Annotated in this window: 12 protein-coding genes and 1 pseudogene; 4 read left to right on the top strand and 9 right to left on the bottom strand. The window is 54.6% G+C overall.

Annotated features, from left to right (window positions below; translation table 11 throughout):
• The gene (gene kdpC, locus AC5S26_RS13180) at positions 1–564 is read left to right on the top strand and encodes a potassium-transporting ATPase subunit KdpC (protein WP_494185353.1); all 564 of its coding nucleotides are present in this window, start codon (positions 1–3) and stop codon (positions 562–564) included.
• A gap of 132 nt (positions 565–696) precedes the next feature.
• Here kdpC and AC5S26_RS13185 read toward each other — a convergent pair whose 3' ends face one another.
• Together AC5S26_RS13185 and AC5S26_RS13190 are read right to left on the bottom strand one after the other, a co-directional pair.
• Positions 697–1,362: a GntR family transcriptional regulator gene (locus tag AC5S26_RS13185; RefSeq protein WP_494185354.1), complete on the bottom strand. Its 666-nt coding sequence runs from the start codon at positions 1,360–1,362 to the stop codon at positions 697–699.
• A 54-nt stretch (positions 1,363–1,416) separates the two neighbouring features.
• A complete protein-coding gene (locus AC5S26_RS13190; protein WP_494185355.1) occupies positions 1,417–2,316 on the bottom strand; it encodes a dihydrodipicolinate synthase family protein in 900 nt (299 codons plus the stop codon).
• Positions 2,317–2,343: 27 nt separating this feature from the next.
• Here AC5S26_RS13190 and AC5S26_RS13195 point away from each other — a divergent pair, with 27 nt between their 5' ends.
• Both AC5S26_RS13195 and AC5S26_RS13200 read left to right on the top strand, forming a co-directional pair.
• Positions 2,344–3,594: an MFS transporter gene (locus AC5S26_RS13195; protein WP_494185356.1), complete on the top strand. Its 1,251-nt coding sequence runs from the start codon at positions 2,344–2,346 to the stop codon at positions 3,592–3,594.
• A 144-nt stretch (positions 3,595–3,738) separates the two neighbouring features.
• The gene (locus AC5S26_RS13200; RefSeq protein ID WP_494185357.1) at positions 3,739–4,320 is read left to right on the top strand and encodes a DNA-3-methyladenine glycosylase; all 582 of its coding nucleotides are present in this window, start codon (positions 3,739–3,741) and stop codon (positions 4,318–4,320) included.
• 112 nt (positions 4,321–4,432) lie between these two features.
• On the opposite strand, the gene AC5S26_RS13205 is transcribed toward AC5S26_RS13200, so the two are convergent.
• Positions 4,433–5,815: a hypothetical protein gene (locus AC5S26_RS13205; protein WP_494185358.1), complete on the bottom strand. Its 1,383-nt coding sequence runs from the start codon at positions 5,813–5,815 to the stop codon at positions 4,433–4,435.
• Between the two features lie 350 nt (positions 5,816–6,165).
• On the opposite strand from AC5S26_RS13205, the gene AC5S26_RS13210 reads away from it, so the two are divergent.
• On the top strand, positions 6,166–6,852 hold the full coding sequence (locus AC5S26_RS13210) for a carboxypeptidase-like regulatory domain-containing protein (RefSeq protein WP_494185420.1): 687 nt from the start codon (positions 6,166–6,168) through the stop codon (positions 6,850–6,852).
• Here the strand turns inward: AC5S26_RS13210 and AC5S26_RS13215 are convergent.
• The 6 genes and pseudogenes from AC5S26_RS13215 to AC5S26_RS13240 all read right to left on the bottom strand — a co-directional run.
• A pseudogene (locus AC5S26_RS13215) lies at positions 6,832–7,458 on the bottom strand (SMP-30/gluconolactonase/LRE family protein); the annotation flags it as partial. The gene AC5S26_RS13210 and the pseudogene AC5S26_RS13215 overlap by 21 nt on opposite strands.
• Positions 7,455–8,261: a c-type cytochrome gene (locus tag AC5S26_RS13220; RefSeq protein WP_494185359.1), complete on the bottom strand. Its 807-nt coding sequence runs from the start codon at positions 8,259–8,261 to the stop codon at positions 7,455–7,457. The gene AC5S26_RS13220 and the pseudogene AC5S26_RS13215, both read right to left, overlap by 4 nt.
• A 332-nt stretch (positions 8,262–8,593) precedes the next feature.
• Positions 8,594–9,868 carry a fumarylacetoacetase gene (gene fahA / locus AC5S26_RS13225; RefSeq protein ID WP_494185360.1) on the bottom strand — a complete coding sequence of 425 codons (1,275 nt, stop codon included), beginning with the start codon at positions 9,866–9,868 and terminating at the stop codon, positions 8,594–8,596.
• Entirely contained in the window at positions 9,856–10,758 is a 903-nt protein-coding gene (locus AC5S26_RS13230; RefSeq protein ID WP_494185361.1) for a hypothetical protein, read from the bottom strand. The genes fahA and AC5S26_RS13230 overlap by 13 nt, the downstream gene beginning before the upstream one ends.
• Positions 10,755–12,062 carry a homogentisate 1,2-dioxygenase gene (gene hmgA, locus AC5S26_RS13235; RefSeq protein ID WP_494185362.1) on the bottom strand — a complete coding sequence of 436 codons (1,308 nt, stop codon included), beginning with the start codon at positions 12,060–12,062 and terminating at the stop codon, positions 10,755–10,757. The genes AC5S26_RS13230 and hmgA overlap by 4 nt, the downstream gene beginning before the upstream one ends.
• Before the next feature lie 10 nt (positions 12,063–12,072).
• Positions 12,073–12,825, bottom strand: coding sequence for a phenylalanine 4-monooxygenase (locus AC5S26_RS13240; protein ID WP_494185363.1), 753 nt, complete (start codon positions 12,823–12,825; stop codon positions 12,073–12,075).
• Position 12,826: the final 1 nt, after the last annotated feature.

The following is a 12,826-nucleotide window of genomic DNA, read 5'->3' on the forward strand; positions in this document are numbered from 1 at the left end:
ATGAAAAAACATGTACTCACAGCGGGTCTCTATACCATCATCACCGCAGTTCTCCTGGGCATTGTTTATCCGTTCGTCATTACCGGAATCGCACAAATGCTGTTTCGAGAAAAAGCGAATGGGCAACTAATTTCGCGAGGTAATCAACTCATTGGATCGAAGATCATTGGACAAGCATTCACCGGACCAGGATACTTCCACAGCCGTCCCTCTGCTGCAGGCACGAGTTATGACGCCTCCGCATCAAGTGGATCCAATCTTGGCCCCACTAACAAGACATTGATCGATCGTGTCGCAGCAAGTGTTAAGAATGAGAAGCAGAAAGACGTTCCAATTGATCTTATAACGGCATCCGGATCGGGCCTTGACCCAGATATCTCTCCCGCAGCTGCCTTTTATCAGGCACCTCGAATTGCTGCAGAGCGTCATCTTGACGAGGCGTTGCTCCGAAAACTTATTGCAGACCAAATCATTCAAAGACAGATGGGGCTACTCGGAGAACCACGAGTAAACGTTCTGCAGATTAATCTTGCACTTGACGCCTTGCCAAACAAGCCACAATGAGGAACGGAACATTGCCTAGGTAAAGACAACCTTACGTTTTTAATCTCGATTGACTACGAGGAGCTTATGCCGTCGCCTTTGACCGGATCACAAACATAGCTCATAGAAGGGCAGCCCTTCATGGCCGTCTTTCTATTGCGCAATAGAGGAAGGAATGACAGCATCCGGCGCCAGATGCTCGTCCACTCCTTTGCGGATTACCGTCACATCCCCTGACAGAAGCGCTTCGAGCAGCTTCTTATGCGATCTCACCGCGGACTTCATCGTTTCTCCCGCCGCGTGCCGTTTCAGGCTTACAAACGCATACACTGCGATGCAGAGGCGCTCCAGCGTCTTTTCCAACACTTCATTGCCTGATGCCTTCCACACTGTCTGGTGAAACTTGTAGTCTTCTTCTGCAATTGCAAAATGATCATTCTTTGCCGCCGCAGCGTTCATATTTTTCAAATGCCTTCGCAGCTCCATCTCTATCTCAGGAGAGACGCGACTACTCGCGAGCTGAAATGCCATCTGCTCCAGGTGTCGACGAACCTCCATCATTTGCTCAATCTCGCTGCGGGTCAGCTTGGTCACTGTCGTCCCGCGATCCTGAACGCGAACCACCAACCCGAGGTGCTCCAATTGAAGCAACGCCTCACGAACCGGAACCTGGCTTACATTCAGCTGTTTTGCGAGATGCGCTTCGCGCAGAGCTGTGCCTGGAGCAAGATCGCCGGACCAGATCGCATCACGTAAACGCTCAAAGACCTCGCGCGACTTGCTCAAAGCTCGAAGCGGAGTTAGATCTTGTGTGGACACGCGCTAATTCTATCGGATATATGAAACAGTGAGCAACGAATGATGGTTTTCTCCTTATCGACGCTCGCTGTGGAGACTGACTTGAGCGCGCTGGGTGAGCTCATCAAACTCGACTAGAAGCTCCTGCCGCTTCACCTCGGAGGAGAGCTGATCACCGCTCATTAATGGACCACAGTCAAATCCCTTCTCCTTCATAATTGCACGCAGCGCTGGGAAGAAAGGATACTTCAGCAGAGCTTCGATCACGTCGTTCACGCCGATTTGCAACTGCCGCGCCACATCCCAGTGACCTTCCATGGCTGCACGATAAATCGAGAGGTAGGCCTCTGGCATTACGTTATAGGTGGAACCTATACCTCCCTGTGCTCCCATCAGCAACCCCGCTACTAGAGCCTCGTCATATCCGTTGAAGACAACCATGCCGCGCTTCACCAGCCTCTGCAGTAGATAGAAGTTGAAATCGGTGAACTTCACTCCTAATACGTTCGGAAGATCACACACTTCGATCAGTCTTTCCGGTTCAGCAAATGCGTGGGGCGCCGCTTTAGGAAAGTAGTACACGATCAGCGGAAGGGGTGACGATGCTGCTAACTCCGTGTAATAACTCATTACAGTCGCACTGTCTCCCTTCGGAGGCAAGCTGCTGATTGCGTGCGCTCCATGCTTCGCAGCGTGCTCCGCCAATGCGAGCGCATCCTCTCTGCGTTTTGCTCCCACATGGACGATTAGCCTCTTGTCCTTAGGCAGGCACCGCATAAGAGTCTCTACCAGCGCTTTGCGTGCTGACGTGTCTAAAAGCAGCCCTTCTCCTGTCGTTCCAGCCACATATGCCCCATACACGCCTGCTTGCAAAAGATGGTCTATCATTCGCTCCGCTACGGCAGGATTAAACTTCCTCTCGGAGGTCAAAGGAGTGAGAAGAGCCGGATAAATGCCTTGAAAATCGGGATTCAAGATAACTCCATAAAACGATAATTGATAATGCATCATACTTCAATGACCGCCGCTTCCCCAAGAACACAGCCTACGCGCACATACGCCTGGCTCGCGGTCCTTCTTCTCACCTTCGTATGGCTACTCAACTATCTTGACCGGCAGGTTCTCTTCTCGGTCTTCCCACCTCTCCAGCAAGAACTGCACATCTCCGCCTTCCAGCTGGGGTTACTCGGAACCACTTTCCTTTGGGTCTACGCATTTTGCAGCCCCATTGCCGGCTATCTCGCTGACAAGGTCGGCAGTAAGCGGATGATCTGTGCGAGCCTTCTTGTCTGGTCAGCAGTTACCGTGGCCACGGGCCATGCCCGAACCTTCACGCAACTGCTGTGGCTGCGCTCGATCATGGGAATCAGTGAAGCCTGCTACCTTCCTGCGGGTCTCGCGCTCATTGCGGCCTACCACGATCAGAGGACGCGAGCGCGAGCCATCAGCCTGCATTACAGCGGAACCTACGTAGGAACCGTGCTTGGTGGGTCCCTCGGAGGCTGGATCGCCACTCACTATGGCTGGCGCTCGGTCTTCGCAATCTTTGGAATCTTTGGTTGCGCTTATGCCATCGTCTTGGTCTTTCTCTTACGCGAGCGGCGTTCAGAGCAATCACAGCCTTCAAACTCTTCCACGGCGATTCGCCAAATAGCATCCAGAATCTTCCTGACGCCTGGATTTCGTCCCCTGCTGAGCGTCTTCGCTGTCGCGTCCATCTGCGATTGGGCGATCTATACATGGATGCCGCTCTATCTCTTCGAGAGCTTTCACTTCTCTCTCACGAAAGCGGGCTTTACGGCTACCTTCTATATGAAGGCGGGCGGCTTTGCCGGGCTCCTGATTGGAGGCATTCTGGCAGACGCGTGGTTTCGACGCTCTCCTCGTGGCCACATTTTCACTCAGACCATCGGCCTGTTGCTCGCTGCGCCCTTTCTTATTCTTAGTGGCCTCACTCATACACCTGCCGTGCTCTACATCGCGATGGCCCTCTTTGGATTGGGTAAGGGAATGTACGACGGCAACACGATGCCCGTCTTATGCGAAGGCATTGCGCCGGAACAGCGGGCGACCGCCTTCGGCATGCTTAACTTCGCAGGAACTTTCTGCGGAGGCATTGTTGCTGCCGGTGCAGGTCAACTCAAAGGACATTTCGGCTTGGGAACCATCTTTAGCCTATGTGGCGGTCTGCTGCTATTTGCCGGCTTTTTGACCTTTCGTATCCGGATGCGTCTTCGATCGGCTTCTCTCTGAGAATAAAGGACCAGACTCTGGAGCTCAGCATCTTTCTCCAGTATGTTGTTGATAATGATCTCTTGCAGAGTACAACATCTTTGCAAACGAACGGATGCAATTGATCGCATCTGTAGCTCTTTCACAGAGTAAAGGAGGAATATATTGTCTCGCCGTTACATTCTTCCAAGAGAGTTCTACGCACGCTCGCCAGAGATCGTGGCGCCCGATCTTCTCGGCAAACTACTGACTCACCGAAGAAGAGGAGAGTGGTTGACGGGACGTATCCTTGAGGTAGAAGCCTACCTAGGCCTTACAGATCCTGCCTCGCATGCTTCGATCGGGCGCACAGCTCGTAATGCAGTGCTCTTTGGACCTCCAGGAATTGCCTACGTCTATTTCATCTATGGCATGCATTACTGTCTTAACGTTTCTTGCTTGCCCGACGGAGAACCAGGGGGGGTGCTCTTTCGAGCACTCGCACCCATTGAAGGAATCGAAAGCATGGCTCGGCTGAGACATCTCTCAGTTGAAGCTAGACCACGGCTTTTGGCCGGCGGCCCAGGCCGACTTTGCCAGGCACTGGGAATTTCGCGGAAAGAACGGAACGGCGTCGATTTAACATTAGCCAGTTCAGATCTGCAGATACTTGATGATGGCGAGGTGCCGAAAGCCATCCAGGTGACGCCCCGCATTGGAATTCGAAAGGCCGCGGATCGGCCTTTGCGGTTTCTCGTGGTTGACTAATGCTGTGTTTTTGAATGATGGCCTGAGCAAAAGTTCAACCTACGACCTTCACGTCATTCATGACGCATTGAGCGGTTATGGCTTCTTATTGCTAATCCATAGATGACCTGGATCACTTTTCACCGTGTTCAGCCTTATAAACTCTTTTGGCAATAATTGAGGAGTATGTAGCATTTCCCTGAAGGTTCTTTGTGCTTATAAGAAGCTCAAAGGGTGGGATGGTTCCATCTTCGTTGGCGATGGAGTTGAGCCAGTCGGCGAAGTCGCGTCGCTTGAAGATGAAGTTGGCGGCAGATTGTGTCCCCGACATCCACAGGCCACTGAGAGCTAGAACCATGCCCTGGCCACTGGGGTTGGGAAGATAGGCTACGTCTCCGAAGACATTGGATGCGCCCAGGTTTCCCGATCCTTCCGAAGGTAAATATTGTTGTTGTTCCCCTGCGAGCGGGTTCCGGTTGAGGAAATAGAACTTTGCATTGCCACTTGTCTTCAGAACGAAGTTCATCGACGGCTCAATGAGTGAGACCCAGGGATTGGCCTGCCTTGAACCGATGAGGATGAGATTAGAGGCATTGGCATCGGAAGGCCGCAGATCGCGGGCGAAGATCGTCTCCACGTGTTCGCGGCTCCATTGGGGCAGATGCGAAAGCTGGGAGGAGATGCCTAGATCAACGAAGCTGGTGTAGCGGCGGGATGCGAGATCCGTAGTGAGGGCGTGGGGTGCGGAGGATGGTACTGCGGTCTGCGCGTTGGGGTCGCGGTAACCACCATTGATATAGTCGGCAAGAGTAATTTCATGGCCCGTAACGGTTTCGTAGAGCACAAGGCCGCTGTCGCCGGGGACGATGAAGGTGCGTCCGTTCGCGGGAAAGAGTGTGCTCCAGAATCGACGCTCTACTTCTGACTGTTTGGCGCGGGAAGAGTCGGATTGGAGAACGGCATCGCGCCGGAGATGGAGGAAAACGGCGGCCGCAATGACGGCGACGATGAGGCCACAGAAAAAAGGCTTGATCCAACCCCTGCCGGAAAGCTTCGCAGGGAGAGCCGGGGTAACGATTTCCGTCGGGACGAGAGGAACAAACTCAAGCGGGTCCGGTTCTGCGATGGGCTGCGCGGGCGTTTCAAGGGTGTAGAAGCGAGGTACGTATCCGCCACGTGGAATCTCTATCCTCATGATCTCGCGGCTGCCTTCGCTGTTGAAGTAGAGTTCGAGGCGTTGCCGAAGGCGCGTTGCATGGGAGCGGACGATTCCGTCTACGCCAGAATCGTAGTTAGGGGAGCGGCCAAAGACATCGACACCGATGCGCTGCTCGTTGATCTCGTCAGAATGGCCTGCGATTGTCATCTTGCAGACATAGAGCAGAAGCTTTGGCATCTGCTCAGACTTGGAGAAGGTTGCTGATCTGGCGACACGACGCGCCAGCTCCCATCGTTCGTCCCCGCTGTATTGTCGGGGTTCATGCTCTGTGCGCTCCGTGGTTTCCAGTGTGGACATTTTGACTAAATCCAGTAGAGACGAATTGCGTGAACGGGATGTTACGTACACGGGTTGCAACAGTTGCAACCGCGGCTCGTGAACACGCGATAAATCAATGATCTCAAATGGCTTGCATCGGTGTTTCCCGGTTTCACCGTGAAACACCGGGGCGGAGTATGCCGCGGGGATCCTAGAGTACGGCTAGCCCAACGTAATCCGTTTCTGCCTCGCATAAACCATGCTGCATCACTTCAGAAAACTGTCTTATGAGGATGGCCATGCTTCGCTTACGCTTCATCTTTTCGATTCTTCTTCTCCTTCTCGCCGCGTCGCCAGCCAGAGTTTTTGCCCAGGCCGTGAACGCAACGATGACCGGTATTGTGCGCGACCAGAGCGGAGCCGTAATTGCCGGCGCCCAGATAACAGTGACGAACGTTGCGACAAACATCTCGCAAACGGCAACGACCAATGAGAGCGGACAATACACGGTGTTGAATTTGCCTGCGGCCAGCTATAAATTGGGAGTGGATGCGACCGGGTTTGGCCACTATGTGCAAAACGGGATTACGCTGGACGTGGGGGAGAAGGCAAGTCAGGACATTGCGCTGCAGCCGGGCTCAACGAACAGCACGGTCACGGTGCAAGCTGACACGAATACAATCCAGGCGACAGATGCGACGCTAAGCGACGTGGTGACGGGCAGGTCGATACGCGATCTGCCGCTGAATTCGCGCAATCCATATTCGCTCATCGCACTAACGCCCGGGTTCTCAGGTTCGGTAGGCAATAACTACAACTCCGTGAGCTACTCGATCAATGGATCGCGGCAAGGCTACACGGACGTGCTGGTGGACGGAATCCCCGGCGGATTTCCGACAGTAAATGGCAACTCCGGCGTTGGCGTGTTCCCTTCCGTGGATTCTATCAACGAGTTCCGCGTGCTGGGACAAAACTATGCTGCCGAGTTCGGACGCAGTCTCGGCGGTATTTTGATAGCGCCAGATCGTCCTTTGCTCCGTGTCATCTACGTAGAGATATCTTCCGTCCGGCGATAAGACCAGCCCGTTCGGTTGCGCAAGATCGCGAATCAGCAAAGTAAGTTCGCCTTTGCCATTAAGGAGGTAGACACCCTGGAACGGAGTTTCCTGCCGCTCGCCTTTTGCTAGCTCCAGAGTCGGATCGGTAAAATATAGAGCACCGTCAGGCCCTAGGGTCACGTCGTTGGGGCCATTCAGTTTCATCCCCCGGTATCGGTTGGCCAGCACACTGTAGCTTCGCTGGTCCGGAGTCAAGCGGATAATCGAGCGCAGCACGCTTGCCGTTACTATCAGTCTCTGCTCGCCGTCCCGCGTATTGCCGTCGGGGTCTCCTAGCTTCATCACCGTTTCATGATGGCCATCGGCGAACATCCGGCAAAGTTCATTTCTCTCCTCGTCACTTACCAGCACGGTGCCGCCAGGCTCCCAAACGGGTCCCTCTGTGAACCCGAAGCCCGAGCCCATGATCGCCGGCTTTGCGTCCTTCGCCACCAAACTCCAGAAGGCAGGCGAATCCGCCTCGAGCGCAAACTCATGTCTCATCGCATTTTGTTGAGTCGCCGCATAACTCGTCGCCGCTAGCGCTCCTACCAGAAGGGCCCGAAGTAAGCTGGAGCAACTCATTGGCTCTCCTTAGTCTTCTTCCGCGCTGCGTCAGGAGCCATCGATATTGCCGATCGAACCAGATAGCTAACAAGATCATCCAGCTCCTTAGGCGAGAGCCCGCTCTTGTGGTCCGTGGGCATCAGAGATTTACCAGTATGATGGACATCGGTCAAATCGTCCTTCTTGAATCGGCGGTAGCGGCCGTTCTCAAGCTGGATAACAAGAGTGAAGTTGTCCTCCACACGCAGCACCCCACGCACGCTCTCACCCTCGACCGTGCGTACCCCAACCACCTCTGACTTCGGGCTCACTACCTTTTCAGACTCGACGATCGCTGTCCGAATATGCTCCGGTGCGGTGCCACTTCCATAGTCCGAAAGGTCGGAGGCAATAAAACCACCCTCGCCATCCATCATGTGGCATCCTGAACATTCGGCCTTGCCGAAGAAGAGCGTATGTCCCACCGTCGCATCTCCGCTCACTTCGACTGCGTCAGTTTTACCCTGCAGCACGTGCAGATAAGCGATAACGTCTGAGATGCCACGATCACCAAGAAAAGAGAATGCAGGCATCCCGGCCCCGGGAATGCCGTTGCGAACGAAGTTGGCCAGTTCCCCGTCTCCAAGCGCAGCCACATTCCGCGCCGTTGCAATATTTGGAGCCCGCTCCCCGCCGCGGCCGTCCGAACCATGACAACCTGCGCAATTGGTGGAAAAGATGCGGCTGCCAGCTGTGGCATCCCTGCCTTGAGCATCCGAAGTACACGCACCCCCTACCAGGAGAGCGAAAACAACAAAACCGTAATGTAGAGATCGCGTCATCGAAGCCCTATCTTTGGACCTCTTGAATAACTCTTGCAATCGCTCGTCACAAAACTAACAAGCCTGAGGCTTTGTTCAGATTGTAGAGACGAAAAAAATCAAGGGCTCAAATCGCGGTGACGCCATGGAATAGGAACAACTAAAATCAGATGCTTCATTGAATGTCATCTTTCACCGACTGGCATCTGTCGAATGACGAAGTGTTTCGTAGGCCGAATAGCCCAATAGCAACTTATCGTCCACTGCAAATCGCTGAGTCAGCCGACTGCGATCACTTCAGGTAGTTGAATGAACTGCAGCACCGTTAGCTACTACTGGTTTTTGCCAGCGCATCAGGCGAGGACCGTGCCGATGCACTCGCCGAATCCTATTCTGGGCAGTCCCGGCCTGTGCGTGTAAGCGCGAAAGATAATCTGGTCCCCGTCTTCCAAAAAAGTTCGTACTTCGCCCGTGGGCAGGCGGATAGGGTTAAGATTGTGTCCCTTTTCAAGCAGACAACCTTCAGTGCCAGCATCTTGGCCGGAGATCGTTCCGGTGGCAAGCAAGTCACCCGGCCGCAGGTTGCACCCATTGCTGGTGTGGTGCGTGATCAATTGTGGGATTGTCCAGTAGAGATCAAGCAGATTGCCTTGGCTAAGTCGTATGGGAGCTTGGTTGGCGTCGCGCATCTGACCGGACTGAAGATAAACCTCAAGGATGAGGTCGATGGCATCCCGAGCATTGGGCGAAGGTGTCAGGTGGGGGAGCGGCGAAGGATCGCCACTGTCGCGTGTGGGAGCAGAGACCCGGTAGGGAGTGAGTGCCTCAAAGGGAACGATCCACGGAGAAATGGTCGTAGCGAAATTTTTCGATAGAAACGGCCCAAGAGGCTGGTACTCCCATGACTGAATATCGCGTGCCGACCAGTCGTTCAACAGGCATAGCCCGAAGATATGTTGTTCTGCTTCAGCGATGGGAATGCTCTCGCCCAGGCAGTTACCTGTACCAATGAAGATGCCGACCTCGAGTTCGTAATCGAGGGAGTGCGTGGGGCCGAAGGTGGGCAATGCCGCAGTGGGAGATTTGGTCTGTCCGGATGGACGGTGAATGTTCTCACGGCTGACGACGATGGATGAAGTACGGCCGTTGTAGCCGATCGGAACGTGTTTGTAGTTTGGCAACAGAGGATTGTCAGGGCGGAAGAGAAGGCCGACGCGGGTGGCATGATGGATGGACGCATAAAAGTCGGTGTAGTCGCCAATCTGGACGGGAAGCTGCATAGCCACTTGCTGCATGGAGATGAGGTGTTGCTTGACAGCCTTCTTGTCGGCCTGGCCTGAGTCGAGCAGGCCGGAGACTTGCCGGCGCAAGGCTGACCATGCCACAGGGCCGAGATGCATTAGTGGGTTGAGCCGTTCAGCGCAACACGCTGCGATGATGTTCTTGGGAAGAGAAGAGAACAAATTATTTTTGGCGCAGGCAGAGAGGTCAAGGATTTGGTCGCCGATAGCGATGCCTATATGGTCCTTCTCCTGATAGCCAAAGACTCCGTAAGGAAGGTTTTGAAGAGAGAAGTCGGAGGTGGGATCATTGGCGGATTCGATCCAACTCTGTTTCACGACAGCCATCCCAACGCCTCCAGATCGTGAATCGGCTCTTCGAAAGAGCAGGAACCGAAGCTGATGGCGAACTCTTTGCGCACGGTCCGGATCTGATCGGCAGTCCAGCTGAACGATCTCCAGGCAATGGTCTCCGAGGAGATAGAGAAGGCTCCACAGTCTTCTTCGTGAAGGAGCTGCTCCGAGGCGCCGATAGAACCACCATAGTAGAGGAGCGTCGCGGCGAGAAAGAGATTGAGAAACCCATGCATCATGCCAGTTGGGCTATCTGGCGCATAGGTGAAAGGTTTGCAGGAGCGGATGGGATGATGCAGGCCTGCCGTGGCCTTGAAGGAGATACGTCTGATAGCGAGGACCTGGAGTATATTCGCGATAGCTTCGGATGGAGGAAACGCTTCGGCGACGAGTCCTCCGGTGCGCAGTTTGACGCGTCCGCCGGCCGGAATAGCATCGAGTGTTTCAGGTTTTGCGGAGAAGATCGGAATCTCGAAGTATGTCGTCATGCCTGCGGGTATCTGTCTGCCGATGTGCTCGATCTCAGAAGATTGCTCGGCGCGAACCTCGATGGAGTCGATAAGGAAGCCTTCGCCGAGAAGGGCTGGCAGGATATCCCACTGTGTAGCTGGTGAAACAATCACGCTTAGCCGCAGATCGCCGATGGAGCTACCTGCGATGTCGCGCAGTTCGGGCAATCGATTGATATCCACGACGAAGCGCCCCAACATGAATGAATCTTTGCTCTGGCTATAGCAGAGATAATTGCTCACGGCAGAGATGATATCGAGGCCGGCAGGTGGGTAAAGACCCGCATAGTCAATCAAGTCGGCGAGCAGAGCGCGGATTGCGCTCCCGTCTTCATTCAACGGGCCGTTTGCTTGTGCGTCGATCTGTATTCTCATCTGCCGGTTGATCCGGGTTTGAAGTGCCTTTTGAGACCTTGCCAGCACTCGTAGTATTCGTGTTGCAGGATACTTGTGTTCATGGCGAATTCAGTAGGCCGCACGACGAGCTGAGTTTCGAACATGAAAGCGAGCGTGTTGTCGAGATACTGCGGCTTCAGCTCCGCCGCTGTAGCGCGTTCAAAGGACTCCGAATCGGGGCCGTGACCAGCCATGCAGTTGTGGAGACTTGCGCCACCGGGCACGAACCCTTCGGCCTTGGCGTCGTACGCGCCACGGACGAGGCCCATGAACTCATTCATAAGGTTGCGGTGAAACCACGGTGGCCGAAAGGTGTGCTCTGCAACCATCCAGCGTGGCGGAAAGATGGCGAAGTCGCAGTTTGCCGTGCCTGGCGCTGTTGTGGGGGAGCTCAGCACAGTGTAAATCGATGGATCCGGATGATCGAACGAGACTGTGTTGATGCAGTTGAAGAGGGCGAGGTCGTACTTATAGGGAACATAATTGCCGTGCCATGCGACAACGTCGAGAGGGGAGTGATCGATTGACGCAGACCAAAGATGCCCAAGAAACTTGGCGGTGATGTGGAACTCGCCTTCGCGATCGTCGTAAGCGGCTGTCGGGGCCTTGAAGTCGCGAGGGTTGGCTAGGCCATTTGCTCCGATAGGGCCTAGGTCTGGCAGTCGGAAAGGCTGGCCATAGTTCTCGCAGAGGTAGCCGCGGACTTGCTCGTCCAACAACTCGACGCGGAACTTGAGACCACGAGGAACCACGCAAATCTCGCCCGGAGCGATTTCCAGGATGCCAAGCTCGGTATAAAGGCGTAGAGAACCGAGCTGCGGGACGAAAAGGAACTCCCCGTCTGCACTATAGAAGAAGCGATCCTTCATCGAGGCATTGGCCGCGTAAAGATGAATGGCGACGCCAGTTTGCATCGCGGGATCGCCATTGCCGCCGAGAGTGATGATGCCATCCACGAAATCAGTTGGTTGCTCCGGCAGGGGGAGGGGGTTCCAGCGCAGCTGGTTCGGAGTAGTGACAACTGACGTAAAGGGTCCGCTGCGAATCAGGCGGGAAGGGATCTCCTGATACGGGTGATGTGTCACCGATGGCCGAATGCGATAAGTCCAGGTACGGCGATTCACGGCGCGAGGTGCGGTAAATGCCGTTCCACTGAACTGTTCTGTATAGAGACCGAGGGGATGTTTTTGCGGTGCGTTCTGGCCGATTGGCAGCGCTCCGACGACGGCTTCGGAGGAGAACTCGTTACCGAAGCCGGATTGGTATTCGATTTCAGTGGACATGAACCTCCCTTTACAGGCGGCCGCTTAGGGCTCGCTTCTCTGCTTCGTGCATGGATTCGTAGATCTGATCGAAGCTGCTTACAACAAAAAGCAGCTTGTGAAGTTCATCCACCTTGACCGGTGTATTGAGCACCTCGTCAAGAACGAACTCTCTTACAGCGCAATGACCATCCACGACGTTCCGACACTCGCTGCGAGAGCTTATAAGGCCACTGCCGTAGACTTTGATCTTGCCCTGTTCGCGGATCAATCCGAATTCGACGGTGTACCAGAAGATGCGTCCGAGCTTTTCGAGAATGTTGGCGTCGGAGATGGATGCGCAGACGCGGCCATAGTGCTCCAGAAAGCTGGCAAAGACAGGGTGCGCGTGCATGGGAACATGGCCAAAGACATCGTGAAAGATGTCTGGCTCCGGCGTGTATTCGAGCGATTCGCGGCTGCGCAGCCAGATGGTGGTCGGGAAACGCCGTGCGCCCAGCATCTCGAAAAATGCGGGCGCGGGAAGAAATCCGCTGACGGGCGTGGAGCTCCAGCCTGTCCTGGGGGCAAGTCGTTCGGTGATAGATGCGAGATTTGGCAAGCGGTCGCGCTCAAGGCCGATAATCTCAAAACCGTTGAGATACTCCTGCGCAGCGTGCTTTTCTATCTCGGGAAGGAGATGGTCGACGAGTTCGGCCCATGTCTGGTGTTGCTCCTCGGTGTAAGCCGCATAGTCCTGCTGGATGATATAGGGCGCTGCGGCTGAAAGTATCTCGGTAGACATG

It is taken from the genome of Edaphobacter sp. FHG110511_03 (assembly GCF_059115365.1).

What these genes read in the sequence shown, in the direction of transcription:
- kdpC (WP_494185353.1), top strand. Translation starts at nt 1, where the DNA reads ATGAAAAAACATGTACTCACAGCGGGTCTCTATACCATCATCACCGCA.
- fahA (WP_494185360.1), bottom strand. Translation starts at nt 9,868, where the DNA reads ATGGCTGTCGTGAAACAGAGTTGGATCGAATCCGCCAATGATCCCACC.
- AC5S26_RS13240 (WP_494185363.1), bottom strand. Translation starts at nt 12,825, where the DNA reads ATGTCTACCGAGATACTTTCAGCCGCAGCGCCCTATATCATCCAGCAG.
- AC5S26_RS13220 (WP_494185359.1), bottom strand. Translation starts at nt 8,261, where the DNA reads ATGACGCGATCTCTACATTACGGTTTTGTTGTTTTCGCTCTCCTGGTA.
- hmgA (WP_494185362.1), bottom strand. Translation starts at nt 12,062, where the DNA reads ATGTCCACTGAAATCGAATACCAATCCGGCTTCGGTAACGAGTTCTCC.
- AC5S26_RS13205 (WP_494185358.1), bottom strand. Translation starts at nt 5,815, where the DNA reads ATGTCCACACTGGAAACCACGGAGCGCACAGAGCATGAACCCCGACAA.
- AC5S26_RS13195 (WP_494185356.1), top strand. Translation starts at nt 2,344, where the DNA reads ATGCATCATACTTCAATGACCGCCGCTTCCCCAAGAACACAGCCTACG.
- AC5S26_RS13210 (WP_494185420.1), top strand. Translation starts at nt 6,166, where the DNA reads ATGACCGGTATTGTGCGCGACCAGAGCGGAGCCGTAATTGCCGGCGCC.
- AC5S26_RS13230 (WP_494185361.1), bottom strand. Translation starts at nt 10,758, where the DNA reads ATGAGAATACAGATCGACGCACAAGCAAACGGCCCGTTGAATGAAGAC.